The sequence below is a fragment of the Micromonospora sp. NPDC049048 genome (assembly GCF_043197615.1).
GTDB lineage: Bacteria > Actinomycetota > Actinomycetes > Mycobacteriales > Micromonosporaceae > Micromonospora.
Map to the genome: position 1 here is coordinate 699,406 of NZ_JBICTM010000001.1, position 16,968 is coordinate 716,373.

The 16,968-nt window shown below is 71.1% G+C and carries 17 protein-coding genes; 11 read left to right on the forward strand and 6 right to left on the reverse strand.

Annotated elements, in window-relative coordinates; genetic code table 11:
• Window positions 1–28 precede the first annotated feature (28 nt).
• Together ACGFIG_RS03360 and ACGFIG_RS03365 are read left to right on the forward strand one after the other, a co-directional pair.
• Window positions 29–391, forward strand: a complete 363-nt coding sequence (locus ACGFIG_RS03360; RefSeq protein ID WP_392998689.1) for a DUF1801 domain-containing protein — start codon at window positions 29–31, stop codon at window positions 389–391.
• A complete protein-coding gene (locus ACGFIG_RS03365) occupies window positions 388–780 on the forward strand; it encodes a VOC family protein (RefSeq protein WP_392998691.1) in 393 nt (130 codons plus the stop codon). Before ACGFIG_RS03360 ends, ACGFIG_RS03365 begins: the two co-directional genes overlap by 4 nt.
• A gap of 56 nt (window positions 781–836) precedes the next feature.
• Here ACGFIG_RS03365 and ACGFIG_RS03370 read toward each other — a convergent pair whose 3' ends face one another.
• Window positions 837–1,142 (reverse strand): 4a-hydroxytetrahydrobiopterin dehydratase, encoded by a 306-nt coding sequence (locus ACGFIG_RS03370; protein WP_392998693.1) that lies wholly within the window; start codon window positions 1,140–1,142, stop codon window positions 837–839.
• Window positions 1,143–1,325: 183 nt separating this feature from the next.
• Between ACGFIG_RS03370 and ACGFIG_RS03375 the strand changes: the two genes are divergently transcribed.
• Entirely contained in the window at window positions 1,326–1,763 is a 438-nt protein-coding gene (locus tag ACGFIG_RS03375) for a (deoxy)nucleoside triphosphate pyrophosphohydrolase (RefSeq protein WP_392998695.1), read from the forward strand.
• A gap of 76 nt (window positions 1,764–1,839) precedes the next feature.
• Here ACGFIG_RS03375 and ACGFIG_RS03380 read toward each other — a convergent pair whose 3' ends face one another.
• The 4 genes from ACGFIG_RS03380 to ACGFIG_RS03395 form a co-directional block, all read right to left on the reverse strand.
• Window positions 1,840–2,937, reverse strand: a complete 1,098-nt coding sequence (locus tag ACGFIG_RS03380; RefSeq protein WP_392998697.1) for a succinate dehydrogenase/fumarate reductase iron-sulfur subunit — start codon at window positions 2,935–2,937, stop codon at window positions 1,840–1,842.
• A gap of 4 nt (window positions 2,938–2,941) precedes the next feature.
• On the reverse strand, window positions 2,942–4,891 hold the full coding sequence (locus ACGFIG_RS03385) for a fumarate reductase/succinate dehydrogenase flavoprotein subunit (RefSeq protein ID WP_392998699.1): 1,950 nt from the start codon (window positions 4,889–4,891) through the stop codon (window positions 2,942–2,944).
• Between the two features lie 12 nt (window positions 4,892–4,903).
• The gene (locus tag ACGFIG_RS03390) at window positions 4,904–5,710 is read right to left on the reverse strand and encodes a hypothetical protein (protein WP_392998701.1); all 807 of its coding nucleotides are present in this window, start codon (window positions 5,708–5,710) and stop codon (window positions 4,904–4,906) included.
• Window positions 5,711–5,971: 261 nt separating this feature from the next.
• Window positions 5,972–6,103 carry a hypothetical protein gene (locus ACGFIG_RS03395; protein WP_392998703.1) on the reverse strand — a complete coding sequence of 44 codons (132 nt, stop codon included), beginning with the start codon at window positions 6,101–6,103 and terminating at the stop codon, window positions 5,972–5,974.
• Between the two features lie 219 nt (window positions 6,104–6,322).
• Between ACGFIG_RS03395 and ACGFIG_RS03400 the strand changes: the two genes are divergently transcribed.
• The 5 genes from ACGFIG_RS03400 (at window position 6,323) to ACGFIG_RS03420 (ending at window position 12,538) form a co-directional block, all read left to right on the forward strand.
• Window positions 6,323–7,426 (forward strand): ABC transporter ATP-binding protein, encoded by a 1,104-nt coding sequence (locus ACGFIG_RS03400; RefSeq protein ID WP_392998705.1) that lies wholly within the window; start codon window positions 6,323–6,325, stop codon window positions 7,424–7,426.
• 175 nt (window positions 7,427–7,601) lie between these two features.
• Window positions 7,602–8,687, forward strand: coding sequence for an ABC transporter ATP-binding protein (locus tag ACGFIG_RS03405; RefSeq protein WP_392998707.1), 1,086 nt, complete (start codon window positions 7,602–7,604; stop codon window positions 8,685–8,687).
• Complete coding sequence (locus ACGFIG_RS03410) at window positions 8,684–9,685, forward strand: ABC transporter permease (RefSeq protein ID WP_392998709.1); 1,002 nt, start codon at window positions 8,684–8,686, stop codon at window positions 9,683–9,685. The genes ACGFIG_RS03405 and ACGFIG_RS03410 overlap by 4 nt, the downstream gene beginning before the upstream one ends.
• Before the next feature lie 12 nt (window positions 9,686–9,697).
• Complete coding sequence (locus tag ACGFIG_RS03415; RefSeq protein WP_392998711.1) at window positions 9,698–10,684, forward strand: ABC transporter permease; 987 nt, start codon at window positions 9,698–9,700, stop codon at window positions 10,682–10,684.
• A gap of 108 nt (window positions 10,685–10,792) precedes the next feature.
• On the forward strand, window positions 10,793–12,538 hold the full coding sequence (locus tag ACGFIG_RS03420) for an ABC transporter substrate-binding protein (RefSeq protein ID WP_392998713.1): 1,746 nt from the start codon (window positions 10,793–10,795) through the stop codon (window positions 12,536–12,538).
• 100 nt (window positions 12,539–12,638) lie between these two features.
• On the opposite strand, the gene ACGFIG_RS03425 is transcribed toward ACGFIG_RS03420, so the two are convergent.
• Window positions 12,639–14,783, reverse strand: a complete 2,145-nt coding sequence (locus ACGFIG_RS03425; protein ID WP_392998715.1) for a prolyl oligopeptidase family serine peptidase — start codon at window positions 14,781–14,783, stop codon at window positions 12,639–12,641.
• Window positions 14,784–14,870: 87 nt separating this feature from the next.
• Here ACGFIG_RS03425 and mshB point away from each other — a divergent pair, with 87 nt between their 5' ends.
• The 3 genes from mshB to ACGFIG_RS03440 all read left to right on the forward strand — a co-directional run bounded on the left by mshB (window position 14,871) and on the right by ACGFIG_RS03440 (window position 16,799).
• Window positions 14,871–15,797, forward strand: coding sequence for an N-acetyl-1-D-myo-inositol-2-amino-2-deoxy-alpha-D-glucopyranoside deacetylase (mshB, locus tag ACGFIG_RS03430; RefSeq protein ID WP_392998717.1), 927 nt, complete (start codon window positions 14,871–14,873; stop codon window positions 15,795–15,797).
• Window positions 15,798–15,814: 17 nt separating this feature from the next.
• Window positions 15,815–16,252: a hypothetical protein gene (locus ACGFIG_RS03435; RefSeq protein WP_392999406.1), complete on the forward strand. Its 438-nt coding sequence runs from the start codon at window positions 15,815–15,817 to the stop codon at window positions 16,250–16,252.
• A gap of 79 nt (window positions 16,253–16,331) precedes the next feature.
• Entirely contained in the window at window positions 16,332–16,799 is a 468-nt protein-coding gene (locus ACGFIG_RS03440) for a hypothetical protein (RefSeq protein WP_392998719.1), read from the forward strand.
• Window positions 16,800–16,968 lie beyond the last annotated feature (169 nt).

A 16,968-nucleotide genomic window follows, 5' to 3' on the forward strand; every position in this document is an offset into this window, starting at 1 on the left:
CCGCGCCCGCCGGCGGATCGTGAGTGGCATGGAAACGACGACAGTCACCGACTACCTGGCCGCCCTCGACGCCCCGCTGCGGGAGGTCGGCGAGAAGCTCTGCCCGATCATCGAGGCGGCCCTGCCGGACGTGACGGGCGCGATGTGGCACGGGCACCCCGTCTGGGGTCTCGGCGACCGCCCGGGCCGGCGCCCCGTCTGCCTGGTGAAGGCGTACGCCGCGTACGTCACCTTCGGGCTGTGGCGCGGCGCCGAGGTCACCGACCCCTCGGGGCGGCTCGTCCCCGGTGCCCGGCAGATGGCCACCGTGAAGCTGCGGACCCTCGCCGACGTCGACCCCGCCCTGTTCACCGACTGGCTGCGCCAGGCGCACGCGCTGGAGACGAGGTGAGCGCGGTGCGGGTCACGGGCTTCGACCACCTGGTGCTCAACGTGACCGACGTCGAGCGCGCGTTGGACTTCTACTGCGGGCAGCTCGGCCTGGCGCCGGTACGGGTCGACCGGTGGCGGGCCGGCGAGGTCCCGTTCCCCTCGGTACGGGTCGACGCGGGCACCATCATCGACCTCGTGCGCCGCGACCGGGGCGGGACCAACGTCGACCACTTCTGCCTGGTGGTAAAGCCGCTGGACTGGGCGCAGGTGATCGCCTCAGGTGCCTTCGCGGTGATCGAGGGCCCGGTGGGCCGGTTCGGCGCGCGCGGCGACGCCACCTCGATCTACGTGCGGGACCCGGACGGCAACGTCGTCGAGCTGCGCTGTTACCCCGAGGACGACGCCTGACCGGCCGGTGACCCGGGCCCGGCGGGGTGCCCCGGGCGGTGCCGGCCGGGGAGGGATCAGGGTTCGGTGACCGCCCGGTACGCGTCCTCGATGCGCGCGGCCAGCAGGACCTCGCCCTCGGTCAGCGGCACGCTGCCGTGCCCGACCCGGATCTGGGTCTGGTCGGCCCGGCGGCTGATCTCGGGGCGCAGGTGCAGTGCGTCGGCGACAACCTTCACCCGTTCGGTGAGGGCGGCGTGCTGCGAATCGTCGATGGTGAGGGTGCGTCGGATCTGCTCACCCTCCCGGATCCAGCCGGTGAGGAGGGTGAGGGCGTCGCTGAGATAGTCGTGCTTAGATCGACTGCTGAACAGCGCGCGCATCACCGCACCTCCCAGGCGCCGTTGCCGGCTTGTGGCCAAATCGTCGCCGTCCCGTGTCTTGTCGGTGCCTTCTAGTCTGTCCTCGCATGCTGGGTGTGTCCACGCCCACACTTCCGGGTTCTCCTGCCCTGACGGTCAGCCACGGTACCCAAACCGCCGATTGATCTGGCACGCTGGATGCCCGTGCGGACCGAACGGGCTAATGGCGGTGGGCAGGCCGAGCGACGGGACCTCAAGGTGATCGTCGGGGCGGCGATCATCAGGGACGGCCGGGTGCTCGCCTGCGCCCGTTCCGCCCCGCCCGAGGTGGCGGGCATGTGGGAGTTCCCCGGCGGCAAGGTGGAGCCGGGCGAGAGCGAGACCGCCGCGCTCGCCCGCGAGTGCGCCGAGGAACTGGCCGTCCGTGTGGAGATCGGCGACCGGGTGGGCCGCAACGTCCGGATGGCCCACGGTCGTTCGGTGCTCAAGGTCTACGCGGCCCGCCTGCTGCACGACGACCAGCCACAGGCCCTGGAGCACTCGGCGCTGCGCTGGCTAGCGGCGGACGAGTTGGACAGCGTCACCTGGCTTCCCGCCGACGCGCCGATCGTCGCCGCCCTCCGGCCCATCCTGTCCGCCTGACGGAAGCGGACACCCGGGCCGAAAGAGGACGGGGGCCGGCAGCATCAAGCCGCGGCCCCCGTCATCGTCAGCGCACTCAGTGCTTGTCCTGCTCCGGGTGGGCGAAGTTCAGGTGCTCAGGCGGCAGCGGGAAGGCCACGTCGTCGCCGAACGGCGACGGCGCGGCGGCCCGGTCGAACGTGAGCTCCGTCAGCGGCAGCCTGCCGTGCGCGTCGACGGCGGGCGCGGTCGGCTTCGGCACCTCGCGGTGCCAGTTGACGCCCTGCTGCGCCTGCACCTCGGCGTGCGGGTCGTGCGAGCCGCCCGCGTGCGAGTGCACGCCCCCGTGGGCGGCGCTCTGGCGCACCGCGCCACCGACGTGTTCGCTGGTCACGATGGTCTGCGGCACCTGACCCCTCCGGAAGATCTTGCTACCAAGCCACACAAGGGGATCGTACCTGCGGTCGACGACCCGCTCCTTCATGGGGATGATCCCGTTGTCCGTGATCTTGATGTGCTCGGGGCAGACCTCGGTGCAGCACTTGGTGATGTTGCAGAATCCGAGACCCTGCTCGGCCTGCGCGTACTCCTTGCGGTCGCTCTTCGCGTCCAGCGGGTGCATGTCCAGCTCGGCCGCCCGGATGAAGTACCGGGGCCCGGAGAACGCCTGCTTGTTCTCCTCGTGGTCCCGGATGACGTGGCAGACGTTCTGGCACAGGAAGCACTCGATGCACTTGCGGAACTCCTGCGAGCGTTCCACGTCGACCTGCTGCATCCGGTACTCGCCGGGCGCCAGGTCGGCCGGCGGCGCGAACGCCGGCGTCTCCCGGGCCTTCTCGTAGTTGAACGAGACGTCGGTGACCAGGTCCCGGATCACCGGGAAGGTACGCAGCGGGGTGACCGTGACCGTCTCGTCCTCCGTGAAGGTGGACATCCGGGTCATGCAGCTCAGCCGCGGCTTGCCGTTGATCTCCATCGAGCAGGAGCCGCACTTGCCGGCCTTGCAGTTCCAGCGGCAGGCCAGGTCGGGGGCGTCGGTCGCCTGGAGCCGGTGGATGACGTCGAGGACGACCTCGCCCTCGTTCACCTCGACCATGTAGTCCTGGAGCTCGCCGCCGTTCTCGTCGCCCCGCCAGATGCGGAACTGGCGCTTGGCGCCCGACTTACCCGGCCCCGGGGAGTTCTGGTTACCCATTGCGTCAGCGCTCCTTCTCGGTCTCGACGTGGGCGACTTGGGCGTCGAACTCGGCGAGTTCCTCGTCCGTGAGGTACTTGGCCAGCTCCGCGCGGTCGAAGAGGCCGATCAGCTCCGGGCGCATCTTCGGCAGCGGCTTGCGCTCCAGGCGCACCGTGTCGCCCTCCAGGGAGCAGACGAGGTTGACCCGGCGCCAGGACGGGTCCATCGCCGGGTGGTCCTCGCGGGTGTGCCCGCCGCGCGACTCGCGCCGCTCCAGCGCCGCCTTCGCGGTGCACTCCGAGACGACCAGCATGTTGCGCAGGTCGAGCGCCAGGTGCCAGCCCGGGTTGTAGCGCCGGCCGCCGCTCGCGCTGACCTTCGCCACCCGCTCCCGCAGCTCCGCCAGCCTGATCAGCGCGTCTTCGAGCTCGCCCTCGCGGCGGATGATGCCGACCAGGTCGCCCATGACCGCCTGGAGGTCCTGCTGGAGGGTGTACGGGCTCTCGCCGGTGTCCCGCTGCAACGGCGCGAGGGCCGTCTCCACCGCGGCCTCGACGGCGGCGATGCCGACCTTCGGGCGCGCGGGGAGGCTGTCGGCGTACGAGGCGGCGTGGCCGCCCGCGCGCTTGCCGAACACCAGCAGGTCGGACAGGGAGTTGCCGCCGAGCCGGTTGGAGCCGTGCATGCCACCGGACACCTCGCCCGCGGCGAAGAGGCCCCGCACGTGGCCGAACGCGGCACCGCTGTCGGGGTCGACCTCGACGCCACCCATCACGTAGTGACAGGTGGGGCCGACCTCCATCGGCTCCTTCGTGATGTCGACGTCGGCCAGCTCCTTGAACTGGTGGTACATCGACGGCAGGCGGCGGCGGATCTCCTCCGCCGGCTTACGCGAGGCGATGTCCAGGTAGACGCCGCCCGCGGGGGTGCCCCGGCCGGCCTTCACCTCGCTGTTGATCGCCCGCGCCACCTCGTCGCGCGGCAGCAGCTCCGGCGGGCGCCGGTTGTTGTCCGGGTCGGTGTACCAGCGGTCCGCCTCCTCCTCGGTCTCCGCGTACTGCTTGCGGAAGACGTCGGGGACGTAGTCGAACATGAACCGCTTGCCGTCGGAGTTCTTCAGCACGCCGCCGTCGCCGCGTACCGACTCGGTGACCAGGATGCCCTTCACCGAGGGCGGCCAGACCATGCCGGTCGGGTGGAACTGGAGGAACTCCATGTTGATCAGCGTCGCGCCGGCCCGCAGGGCCAGCGCGTGACCGTCGCCCGTGTACTCCCAGGAGTTCGAGGTGACCTTGTAGGAGCGGCCGACGCCGCCGGTCGCCAGCACCACCGCCGGCGCCTCGAACAGGACGAACTCGCCGGACTCCCGGTAGTAGCCGAACGCGCCGGCGACCCGGTCACCGTCGAGCAGCAGCTCGGTGATCGTGGTCTCGGAGAAGACCTTGATCCGGGCGTCGTACGAGCCGTGGTCGCGCTTGTCCTCCTGCTGGAGCGACACGATCTTCTGCTGGAGGGTGCGGATCAGCTCCAGGCCGGTCCGGTCGCCGACGTGCGCCAGGCGGGGGTACTCGTGGCCGCCGAAGTTGCGCTGCGAGATCTTCCCGTCCTTGGTGCGGTCGAAGAGCGCACCGTACGTCTCCAGCTCCCAGATGCGCTGCGGCGACTCCTTGGCGTGCAGCTCGGCCATCCGGAAGTTGTTGAGGAACTTGCCGCCGCGCATCGTGTCGCGGAAGTGCACCTGCCAGTTGTCCCGGCTGTTCACGTTCCCCATCGCGGCGGCGGCGCCGCCCTCGGCCATCACCGTGTGCGCCTTGCCGAAGAGCGACTTGGAGATGATCGCGGTCTTCTTGCCGGCGAGGCGGGCCTCGATCGCCGCGCGCAGGCCGGCGCCGCCGGCCCCGATCACGACGACGTCGTAGTGGTGTCGTTCGATGCGCGTGGTGGAACCCGCGTGGTCGTGAGGATTCGTCATGTCAGAGGCCCTCTAGTTGATGAACCGCAGGTCGTTGAACCAGCCGGCAGCCAGCGCCATGACGTAGAAGTCCGTCAGGGCCAGCGTGCCGAGGGTGATCCAGGCGAGCTGCATGTGCCGGACGTTCAGGGCCGAGACGAAGGTCCAGGCCCGGTAGCGCACCGGGTGCTTGGAGAAGTGCTTGAGCCGCCCGCCGATGATGTGCCGGCACGAGTGGCAGGAGATCGTGTACGCCCACAGCATGACCACGTTGCCGAGCAGGATGAGGTTGCCCAGCCCGAACCCGAAGCCCTTGGGGGAGTGGAAGGCCAGGATCGCGTCCCAGGTGTTGATCAGCGAGATGATCGCGGCGGCGTAGAAGAAGTAGCGGTGCAGGTTCTGCCCGAGCAGCGGGAACCGGGTCTCGCCGCTGTAGGACTTGTGCCCGTCCGGGACCGCGCAGGCGGGCGGCGACAGCCAGAACGACCGGTAGTACGCCTTGCGGTAGTAGTAGCAGGTGAGCCGGAACAGCAGCAGGAACGGCAGCGTCAGCGCCGCGTCCGGGATGATCCACCAGCCGGGCAGGAACCGTCCGAAGTGCGCGGCCTCCGGCAGACACCGGTCGGTCACGCAGGGGGAGTAGAACGGGGTCAGGTAGTGGAAGTCCTCGACCCAGTACCACTTGTGCATGAAGACCCGGACCGTCGCGTACGCCACCCATGCGCCGAGCCCGATCACCGTGATCAGCGGGGCGAGCCACCAGCGGTCGGTACGCAACGTCTTCGCCGCGATGGCGGCGCGCGCCCGCGCCCCCAGCGGCCTCGTTGCCGTTGATGTCATTCAGTCGTCTCCCTGACAGGACCCTCACGGGGCGGATCAAGTTCCGGTCGGCATGCGGACCGCGAACCCGCGCCGCCTGCCGCGTCATGCGCACACCAACGACCACGCCGACGATTCGGCGCAGCTAAGTGACACACGTTACGCCGATCTCTGCGAGCCGTCCGCGCAAGGCAGTGTCCCGTGTGTCCGGGCTGGTGGGAAGCCCTGGACGGTGATCGATGGCCGGATGTTAAGAACTTCACCGGAGCGGGGCGTGCGGTGTCAGGCGAGCAGATCCGCCGGCCGGATGGCGGCCCGGACGGGCTCGGTCGGCACCAGCGTCCCGCCGAGGGCGAGGTACTCCTCTTCGCGCCACGGGCCGTCGTGGCCGAACACCGCCGCGGTCATGGTCACCCCCGCCTCGTGCCGGCGGGAATCCTTCCAGGGCTGCCGCGCCCATCGTCGCACCCGCTGTGCGTGCGGGACGTCAACGCCCGTGAATGGCGAGGTGAGGGTGTTCACGCCCGTTGCGGACTCGTTACGCTGTGGCCCGCTGACAGCACCCGGCTTTGTAGCTTATTTTCACCCTCAGTGGTTTCCTGTAAGTTCTCTTCGTCACTGAGGGAGGCGGTCGTGGACAGTCCCGGGTCGGCGCCGTCCGGAAAACCGGACCGCCCCAGCGCGCCGGAGCAGCGCTCCGGCCAGGATCCCTACCTGCGGGTGAGCGACCTGCGGGTCCGGTTCGACACCGAGGACGGCGTGGTGCGCGCCGTCGACGGGGTGTCGTTCGAGGTGGCCCGGGGGCGCACCCTCGGCATCGTCGGGGAGTCCGGCTCGGGTAAGAGCGTCACCTCGCTGGCCATCCTCGGGCTGCACAGCGCCAAGCGGACCAGCATCACCGGGGAGATCTCCGTCGGCGGCCGACAGCTGGTCGGCCTGCCCGACGAGGAGGTACGCCGGCTGCGCGGCCGGGACATGGCGATGATCTTCCAGGATCCGCTGTCGGCGCTGCACCCGTACTACACGGTGGGCAGGCAGATCGCCGAGGCGTACCGGGTGCACCACCCGAAGGCCGGCAAGCGCGAGGCCCGCCAGCGCGCCGTCGACATGCTGGGCCGGGTCGGTATCCCGCAGCCGGCCCGCCGCTTCGACCAGTACCCGCACGAGTTCTCCGGCGGCATGCGGCAGCGGGCGATGATCGCCATGGCGCTGGTCAACGACCCGGACCTGCTGATCGCCGACGAGCCGACCACCGCCCTGGACGTGACGGTGCAGGCGCAGATCCTCGACCTGCTGGCCGACCTCCAGGCCGAGTTCCACTCCGCGATCATCCTGATCACCCACGACCTGGGCGTGGTCAGCCAGGTCGCCGACGAGGTGCTGGTCATGTACGGCGGGCGGGCCGTCGAGCACGGCAGCGTCGAGCAGGTGCTCCGCCGGCCGCAGCACCCGTACACCTGGGGTCTGCTCTCCAGCGTGCCCTCGCTGCACGGCGACGCGGACGCGGACCTGGTGCCGATCCGGGGCAACCCGCCGAGCCTGATCAACCTGCCGTCCGGCTGCGCCTTCCACCCGCGCTGCCGGTACGCCGACCGCAACGGCGACCGGTCCCGCACGGAGGTCCCCGAGCTGCGTCCCGCCGGCGCGCCCGGCCACCTGGTCGCCTGCCACCTCTCCGCCGACGACCGGACGCGCCTGTACGCGGAGGACATCGCCCAGGTGGGAGTCGCCCGGTGAGCGCGAGGAACGCAGCGCAGCGGAGTCCCGCAGTCGCGAACGAAGGTGGCATCCCGGTGAGCGCGAGGAATGCAGCGCAGCGGAGTCCCGCAGTCGCGAACGAAGGTGGCACCCGGGTGAGCGCGAGGAACGTAGCGCAGCGGAGTCCCGCAGTCGCGAACGGAGGTGGGCTCCGATGAGCACCCAGGTGGACACCGGGCCGGTGCGCCCGGCCGAGACCGCTGAGCCGCTGCTGCGGGTGCGGGGGCTGACCAAGCACTTCCCGGTGCGCGAGGGCCTGCGGCGCGGCGGGCTGGTCCGGGCCGTCGACGGGCTGGACTTCGACGTGCGGCCGGGCGAGACGCTCGGCCTGGTGGGCGAGTCGGGCTGCGGCAAGACGACCACGGGGCGGATGCTGGTCCGCCTGCTGGAGCCCACGGCGGGCAGCATCGAGTTCGCCGGGCGGGACATCACCCACGCCGGCCGCCGCGAGCTGCGGGCGCTGCGGCAGGACCTCCAGATCATCTTCCAGGACCCGTACGCGTCGCTGAACCCGCGACACACGGTGGGCCGGATCGTGGCGATGCCGTTGCAGGTCAACGGGATCGAGCCGCCGGGCGGGGTGAAGAAGCGGGTCCAGGAGCTGCTGGAGCTGGTCGGGCTGAACCCGGAGCACTACAACCGCTACCCGCACGAGTTCTCCGGCGGCCAGCGGCAGCGCATCGGCATCGCCCGGGCGCTGGCGCTGCGACCGAAGCTGATCGTCGCCGACGAGCCGGTCTCCGCCCTGGACGTGTCGATCCAGGCACAGGTGGTCAACCTCCTGCGCGACCTGCAACGCGATCTCGGCCTGGCGTTCGTCTTCATCGCCCACGACCTGGCCGTGGTGCGGCACTTCTGCCAGCGGGTCGCCGTCATGTACCTCGGCAAGATCGTGGAGATCGGCGACCGGGACGACATCTACGAACGCCCGCAGCACCCGTACACCCGGGCTCTGCTCTCGGCGATCCCCGACGTCACCCAGCTCGGCGCGGCGGGCCGGATCCGGCTCTCCGGGGACGTCCCGACGCCGCTGGACCCGCCGTCGGGTTGCCGTTTCCGCACCCGGTGCTGGAAGGCGCAGGAGCGGTGCGCCACCGAGGAGCCGGCGCTGGTGCCGCGCGGCGGCGACCAGGCCACCGCCTGCCACTTCCCGGAGACGGGGCCGGCCGGTGACGACGCGCCGTCGGTGGACCCCGGGACCGCCGGGGCCGGTACGACCGCCGAGGAGGTGGCGAAGTGAGCCTGTCCCCGGTCGAGGGCACGGCGCTGGCCGAGATCGAGTCCGGCGCGGACACCGGCGAGCAGAAGACGCTGATCGGCCGCTCGCCCGGCCAACTCGTCCTCAGCCGGCTGCGGAAGGACCGCACGGCCCTGGTCAGCGGGATCGTGCTGGTCGTCTTCGTGCTGCTGGCGTTGGGTGCGCCCCTGGTCCAGCGGCTCTACGGGGTGACGCCGAACGAGCAGTTCGGCGACCTGCTGGACAGCACCGGGATGCCGCTGGGGTACGTCGGCGGAATCAGCGGCGACCACTGGTTCGGGCTGGAACCCGGCCTGGGCCGGGACATCTTCATCCGGATGATCTACGGCATCCGCACCTCGCTGCTGATCGCGCTCGGCGCCGCCCTGATCACCACGGCGATCGGCGTGGTCCTCGGGATCCTCGCCGGCTACCTCGGCGGCGTGGCGGACGCGGTGATCAGCTGGGTGACCGACGTGGCCCTGGCGATGCCGTTCCTGATCTTCGCGCTGGCCGTGGTGCCGACGTTCTCGCTGCGCTTCTACGGGCCGCGTGACGAGGTGCCGACCTGGTTCGCGGTCACCACGCTGATCGTGGTCTTCACCGCGTTCGGCTGGACCAGCACCGCGCGGCTGGTCCGGGGGCAGGTGGTGTCACTGCGCGAACGCGAGTTCGTGGAGGCGGCGAAGGCCAGCGGCGCGGGGCTCGGGCACATGCTCTTCCGGCAGCTGCTGCCGAACATCTGGGCCCCGATCCTGGTGTCGTTCTCGCTGCTGGTGCCGTCGTACGTGACCAGCGAGGCGGCGCTGTCCTTCCTCGGCGTCGGGCTGCCCGAGTCGGTGCCCAGCTTCGGCCGGATGATCTTCCGGAGCATCGACTACCTGCAGACCGACCCGGCATACGTCTTCTTCCCCGGCATCACGATCTTCGCGCTCGTGCTGGCGTTCAACCTCTTCGGCGACGCGTTGCGTGACGCGCTCGACCCGAAGTCGTCACGGTAAGGGGTACTGCGCATGGTGCGCTTCCTGCTGAAGCGGGTGACGCTCGCGATCTCGGTGCTGTTCGCGGTGAGTGTGGTCAGCTTCCTGCTGTTCTTCGCGCTGCCCGCCGACCCGGTGACCGGCATGTGCCCGAAGAACTGCAACGCCGAGCGCCTCGAACGGGTGCGGACGGAACTGGGTCTCAACGAGCCGAAGGTGCAGCAGTACGCCGACTACATGAAGGGCATCTTCGTCGGCCGCGACCTGGGCAGCGCGCAGGGCGGCGAGTGCGCGGCGCCCTGCCTCGGCTACTCGTACGTCAACAGCGAGGCGGTCACCGACACCTTCGCCCGGGTGCTGCCGGTGACGTTGAGCATCGTCCTGCCCGCGGCGGTGCTGTGGCTCGCCGTCGGGGTCGGGCTCGGCATGGTCTCGGCGCTGCGGCGCGGCTCGCTGCTCGACCGGATCTCGATAGGTCTCACCCTGACCTTCGCCTCGCTCCAGCTCTACTTCGTCGGCGCGGTCCTGTTGCTGGTCTTCGTGTACACGCTGAAGATCCTGCCCACGCCGCGCTACACGTCCCTGTTCGAGAGTCCCCTGGAATGGGCGCGGGGGCTGGTGCTGGCCTGGGTCACCCTGGCGCTGCTCTTCTCCGCGATCTACGCCCGGCTGTCCCGGGCGCAGATGCTGGAGACGCTCTCGGAGGACTTCGTGCGTACCGCCCGGGCCAAGGGCATGCCGAAACGCAAGGTGTACGGCAAGCACGCGCTGCGCGCGGCGATCACGCCGATCGTCACCATCGCCGGCCTCGACGTGGGCGCGGCGCTCGGCGGCACGGTGATCACCGAGACCACCTTCGGCATCCAGGGACTGGGTCGTACGGCGGTGGAGGCGGTCCGTCAGGGTGACCTGCCGACGATCATGGGGACCGTGCTCATCGCCGCGCTGTTCGTGGTCATCGCCAACATGGTCGTCGACCTGCTCTACGCGTTCGTCGACCCTCGGGTGCGCCTCGGCTGACCCCGGTCCGCCGGGTGCCGATCGTTGTAGCCCCGTTATCCGCTCGAAATTTACCGTCATTGAAGGCTAGGCGAAGCTTTCCTTCATCGGCGATCCGGAGGAGTGAGAATGCGAGCAAGACGCGTCACCGCCCTGGGCGGTGCGATCGCACTGATGGTTTCCCTCGGTGCGTGCAGCGAGAACACCGGTGACGACACCGGCGGGGTGGACACCACCAAGCCGCGCACCGGCGCCATCGCGACCGACCCCAAGGACTCTCTCGGCCCGGCGCCGGAGGTGCCCGGCGCGGCCAAGGGCGGCACGTTCTACATCCTGCGGCAGAACAAGATCTCCCACATGGACCCGCAGCGGATCTACTCGTTCGCGGGCCTGATGGGCAGCCAGCTCTACGCCCGCTTCCTCACCACGTTCAAGGACGACGGCAAGGGCAACGTCACGCTGGTCGGCGACCTGGCCGAGACCCCCGGCACCAACGTCAACAACGACTGCAAGGTCTGGGAGTTCAAGATCAAGCAGGGGGTGAAGTTCGAGGACGGCCGGCCGATCACCAGCAAGGAGATCGCGTACGGCATCGCCCGGTCCTTCGACCCGGACCTCACCGGCGGCCCGACCTACATCCAGGAGTGGCTGGTCGACAGCCCGCAGTACGACACCAAGTGGGACTTCAAGGCCAACAAGACCTCGCTGCCGCCGGGGCTCACCACGCCGGACGAGAAGACGCTGCGCTTCGAGTTCAACAAGCCCCGCTGTGACCTGCCGTTCGCCGTCTCGCTGCCGGCCACCGCGCCGCTGCCGGCGGACAAGGACACCGGCGTCAACCTGGACAACCAGCCGTTCTCGTCGGGCCCGTACAAGATGACCAAGCACACGCCGGGTGTCGAGATCGTGCTCGAGCGCAACGAGCACTGGGACCCGGCCACCGACGCCGTGCGCCACCAGTACCCGGACAAGTTCATCTGGTCCCTGGGCGCCGACCAGGCCGCCCAGACCAACCGGGTGCTCGCCGGCACCGGCAACGACGCCGCGGCGGTCGCCACCGGCGGCGTCCCGTCCGAGCTGATCGCCAAGGTCACCGGCGACCCCAAGCTCAAGGAGCGGATGATCGTCGCCGCCACGCCGAACGCGTACCGGCTGAGCATCAACACCACGCGCGTCACCGACCTGGCGGTGCGCCAGGCCATCAACTACGCGATCGACCGCACCAGCATCACCAAGAACCTCGGCGGCCCCTACGGCGCCGTGCCGCTGACCACGCTGCTGCCGCCCACCACGCTCGGCTACAAGCAGTTCGACGCGTACCCGGCCGGTGACAGCGGCAACCCGGAGAAGGCCAAGGAGGTGCTCGCCGGCAAGACGCAGAACCTGGTGCTGCTCACCTCCGACGTGAGCAGCTCCCAGGAGCGGGCCACCCAGATCAAGAACGCCCTGGAGAAGGTCGGCCTCACCGTGACGATCAAGACGATCCCCGAGGACGGCTACCTCGACACGGTGAAGAAGAAGGACAACCCGTACGACCTCTGGGTCGACTCGTGGGCGGCCGACTGGCCCAGCGGCGCGGCGATCCTGCCGGTGCTCTTCGACGGCCGTGGCATCAAGGCCGAGGGCAACAGCAACACCTCGCAGCTCAACAACGAGGCGATCAACGCGGAGTTCGACCGGGTCCTCGCGCTCGACCCGGCCAAGCAGGCCGAGGAGTGGAGCAAGCTCGACGAGCGGCTCATGAAGGAGACGGCGCCGGCGGTGCCGCTGTACACCGAGGTGGTCTCCGTCGCGCACGGCGAGAAGGCCGGTGGCATCTTCGTGGGCAGCATCTTCGGCTGGCCGAGCTTCGTGGACGCGTACGTCAAGCAGTGACACCGGGCAGCGCCGGTGCTCCCACCGGCGCGCTCTGAAGTGCAAGGAAGGGCACCTTCCCGACGCTGAGCGTCAGGGGAGGTGCCCTTCCTGCACCGCCTTACGCCAGGTGGCGGCGGACGAAGTCGAGTTCCAGCTTGAGCAGGCGTTCGGCGGTGCCGCCGGCGGCCATGTGGGTGGCCCCCGTCAGCGGGAGCACGGAGTGCGGGCGGCCCGTCGCCAGCAGCGCCGCCGACAGCCGCAGCGTGTGCGCGGCCACCACGTTGTCGTCGGCCAGGCCGTGCACCAGCAGCAACGGCCGGGCCTCCGCCGGGTCCGACACCGGCTCGCCGGCCAGTTCCACAAGCGAATGGTGCGCGTAGATGTCCGTGCCGTCCTCCGGCAGACCCAGGTAGCGCTCGGTGTAGGCGGTGTCGTACAACGCCCAGTCGGTGACGGGCGCCCCGACGATGCCGCAGCGGAACAGCTCCGGGTGCCGCAGCACCGCCAGCCCGGCCAGCCAGCCGCCGAACGACCAGCCGCGCACCGCCACCCGCTCCAGGTCGAGGTCGGGGTGCTTGCCGGCCAACGCGGTGAGCGCGTCCACCTGGTCGAGCAGGACGACGTCGGCCACCCGCCGGTGGATCGCCTTCTCGAAGGAGGGGGCCACGCCCGGCGTACCGCGGTTGTCGATGGTGACCACCGCGAAGCCGGCGTCGGCCCACCACTGCCGCTCCAGCCACGCCCCACGGGCGGCCAGCACCTCCTGGTGCCCCGGCCCGCCGTAGACGTCCAGCAGCACCGGCAGCCGCCGGCCGGTGACGTAGTTGTCCGGGTAGAGCACGGCCGTCGGCAGGCGCCGGTCGGTGACCCGCTCCAGCAGCGGCAGCGGCGCGTACGGCGGGGTGGCGGCGAGCGAGCGCAGCACGCCCACCTCGCGCTCGCCCTGCCACACCGTCCACCGGGTGCCCGGGTGGTCGAGCGAGGCGCTCCCCACCACCAGCACGTCCCCGCCCACGGCGGCCGTGTGCCAGCCCGGGTCGGTGGTGATCCGGCGGGCGTCCACCCCGCCCCCGATGGTGGTACGCACCCGGAACAGGTGCCGCTCGCTCGGCTCCCCGTCGCTCGCCTCCACCAGCAGGTCGGCCGGGCCGCTGCCACCCGGCAGCCGCCCCACCACCCGCCGCACGTAGAGCGACGGCGGCGTGAGCAGGGTCCCGTCGGCGAAGAGGCAGCGCGCGTCATACCCGTCGTGGGCGAGTTCGCCGCCGACCAGCACCCGGCCGTCCGGCAGGTGCGCCGGCGTCCCGGGGATCGGCTCCACCCAACGCGGGTCGGCCAGCTCGGCGTGCACCTGGGTCTCGCCGGTGCGCGGGTCGACGGCGAGCACCAGGCCGTGCTGCTGGGAACGGCGCAGCACGGTGATCAGCGGGCCGCCCTCGGCCCAGTGCACGGCAGTCAGGTACGGGTAGGTCTCCCGGTCCCAGTGCACGTCGACCCAGCCGTCGTCGAGATCCAGCAGGTGCAGGCTGACCTCGGCGTTCGCGCCGCCCGCCGCGGGATAGGCGACCGTGGTCGGCGGGCTCGCCGGGTCGGCCGGGTCGTGCAGGTGCCAGCGTTGCACCCGGGACTCGTCCACCCGGGCGGCCAGCACCGAGCGGCCGTCCGGCGCCCACCAGTAGCCGCGGAAGCGGTGGAACTCCTCGGCCGCGATGTGCTCGGCCAGCCCCCAGGTCACCCCGGAGTCCTCGCCGGCCAGCAGGGTGTCCGTGCCGTCGTGCTCGACCACCCGCAGCTGACCCCGGCGGACCCCCTCGGCGGCGTCGGTGACGTACGCCAGGCGCTGCCCGGTGGGGTCGGGACGGGGATCCAGCACCGGGCCGACGGTGGCCACCTCGACCACGTCGCCGTGCACCAGGTCGGCCCGGAACAGCCGCCCGGCCAGCGCGAAGACCGCCACCCGCCCGGCGCCGTCCAGCGCGTACGAGCCGATGCCGGAGGCGCTCAGCCGCAGCCGCTCGCGCAGCGCGCGCTCGCCCGGGCTCAGCGCGTCGGGGTCGGCGTCGGCCCCGAGCAGCGCCGCCGGATCGGCGACCAGCCGCTCCTCGCCGGTCGCCACGTCGAGCAGCCAGAGCGCGTCGGCCGGGTCCTCCGGGCCGGCCGAACGCAGGAACAGAACCCGGGAGCCGTCGTCGGCCACGGTGACCGCCCGAGGCGCTCCGCGGCTGAACCGACGGGTGCGGGCGGCCAGCTCCGGAAAGTCCACAGCCCAGATCGTAGAGCGGTGACGGGGGGTGATGTGGCGGACCTGCGCGGACGCGTCAGGGCCGGCCGGGCAGAACCGCCGGTTAGAGTGACCGGCGTGACGACGCTGCCTGACCGCCGGCTCCTGCTGGTCCACGCGCACCCCGACGACGAGTCCATCGGCACCGGCTCGACGATGGCGCACTACGCCGCCGCCGGCGCCCACGTCACCCTGGTGACCTGCACCCTCGGCGAGGAGGGTGAGATCCACGTGCCGGCGCTGGCACAGCTCGCCGCCGCCGAGGCCGACCAGCTCGGCGGTTGGCGGATCGCCGAGCTGAACGCCGCCTGCGCCGCGCTCGGCGTCACCGACCACCGCTTCCTCGGCGGCGCCGGGCGCTACCGCGACTCCGGCATGATGGGTCTCGCCACCAACGAGCATCCCCGGGCCTTCTGGCAGGCCGACCTCGACGAGGCCGCCGGGCACCTGGTGGAGATCATGCGGGAGGTACGCCCGCAGGTCATGGTCACGTACGACGACAACGGCTTCTACGGGCACCCGGACCACATCCAGGCGCACCGGGTGGCGATGCGCGCCCACGAGCTGGCCGGCGCGGAGGGCTTCGCCCCAGCGAAGGTCTACTGGACCGCGATGCCGCTCAGCGTGCTGGAGGCGGGGATGGGCCACTTCGTCGAGTCCTCCGACAACCCCTTCGCCGGCATCCAGGACATCTCCGAGCTGCCCTTCGGCACGCCCGACGAGCAGATCGCCGCGCGGATCGACGCCACCGACCAGCACGCCGCCAAGGAGGCGGCGATGCGGGCGCACGCCACGCAGATCCCCGACACCTCCTGGCTCTACTCGATCGCCGGGAGCTTCGGCGGCGAGTTCATGGGCATGGAGTACTACACCCTCGCCGTCGGGCAGAAGGGACCGGGCAGCGGCCCGTACGGCTGGGAGGACGACCTCTTCGCCGGGCTCGACGTCGCCGACGGCCCGGACCGGTCCCCGGTCGCGGCGGCCGGTCTCCGGTGACCCTGCCCGTCGCGTCGATGTCGGCCGCCCCGGAGGAGACAGCGCCGCCACCGTCCGGGCAGTCCCGGCGGCTGCTCGACCTCGCCCTGCGCGTCGCCGGCGGGCTGGTCGCCGTCCTCGCCGGGACGCTCACCGCGGTGCTGGAGCTGCTGCTGGCCACGCTCCGGGTAGGCGGGCACCTGATCGGCGTCTCGGTGCTCGTGGCGATCGGCGCGAACATCGCGCTGAGCTGGTTCGCGCACGAGACCGTCGGCCGTCGCTGGGCGGTGGCGCTGCCGGCGACGCCGTGGTTCGTCCTGATGGCGGTCGCGGCGGTCCGCACCGCCGAGGGGGACCTGCTCGTCACCGGCGACAACTGGGTCGGCCTGGCGATGATCGTGGCCGGCGCGATGACCTTCGCGGTGATGGGTTTCCGGCAGGTACTGGCACCGCCACCGGTCCGGTCGGGGGACTGACGCCGCACAGGTTGCGGTGGTAGACATTCGTGCCAAGGATGCCCGCCGCCGGGGCGGGCGGTACGGCTGGAGGCGTGCGATGAGGGAGCGGTGGCGCGCGATCGGGATTCTCGCGGTCGCACTGTTCGCGGTCAACGTGGTCGCCCGGCTGGTCACCCGGTTCGGCTTCGACGGCGATGACACGGCCGCCGCCGACCGGGTGTCGCTGGGGATGTTCGTGGTGATCGGGCTGGTCCTGGCCGCGGTCGCCTTCTTCTGGGGGAAGCGTCGGCCGGTCGCCGCCTGGGGCGCGGACGTGGCCGCCGCGGCCGGGATCGCGCTGCTGCTGACGGTGCTGGTCGGGCCGCTGCTGGTCGGGGACAACCCGTTCGGCGGGGGCGCGGGCATGTTCTTCGCCCAGATCTGGCTCTACCTCGCGGCGGCCGGCGTCGGCGTGCTGCTCGGCTTCCTGCTGGTCACGGCGCTCGGCCTGGACTACCGCTCGCAGTCGCTCAAGCGGTACGCCGAACTCAGGGCCACCAAGCCCCGCCGCGTGGTCCGCCGCTGACCCACCCACCGGGCCAGCCCGCCCTCCCCTTCCCCACCCCACCCCTTCTCCCGCCCACCACCCCCGCCTCACCGCGTCGATCATGAAGTTGTTGCCACTGAAAGCGCTTTCCGCTGGCAATAACTTCATGATCGACGCGGCGGGCAGAAGGGCGCGGCGGGTGGAGGGG

Coding starts and splice junctions, on each gene's coding strand:
- ACGFIG_RS03360 (WP_392998689.1), top strand. CDS start 29: ATGGAAACGACGACAGTCACCGACTACCTGGCCGCCCTCGACGCCCCG.
- ACGFIG_RS03370 (WP_392998693.1), bottom strand. CDS start 1,142: ATGCGCGCGCTGTTCAGCAGTCGATCTAAGCACGACTATCTCAGCGAC.
- ACGFIG_RS03380 (WP_392998697.1), bottom strand. CDS start 2,937: ATGGGTAACCAGAACTCCCCGGGGCCGGGTAAGTCGGGCGCCAAGCGC.
- ACGFIG_RS03385 (WP_392998699.1), bottom strand. CDS start 4,891: ATGACGAATCCTCACGACCACGCGGGTTCCACCACGCGCATCGAACGA.
- ACGFIG_RS03390 (WP_392998701.1), bottom strand. CDS start 5,710: ATGACATCAACGGCAACGAGGCCGCTGGGGGCGCGGGCGCGCGCCGCC.
- ACGFIG_RS03405 (WP_392998707.1), top strand. CDS start 7,602: ATGAGCACCCAGGTGGACACCGGGCCGGTGCGCCCGGCCGAGACCGCT.
- ACGFIG_RS03415 (WP_392998711.1), top strand. CDS start 9,698: ATGGTGCGCTTCCTGCTGAAGCGGGTGACGCTCGCGATCTCGGTGCTG.
- ACGFIG_RS03420 (WP_392998713.1), top strand. CDS start 10,793: ATGCGAGCAAGACGCGTCACCGCCCTGGGCGGTGCGATCGCACTGATG.
- ACGFIG_RS03435 (WP_392999406.1), top strand. CDS start 15,815: ATGTCGGCCGCCCCGGAGGAGACAGCGCCGCCACCGTCCGGGCAGTCC.
- ACGFIG_RS03440 (WP_392998719.1), top strand. CDS start 16,332: ATGAGGGAGCGGTGGCGCGCGATCGGGATTCTCGCGGTCGCACTGTTC.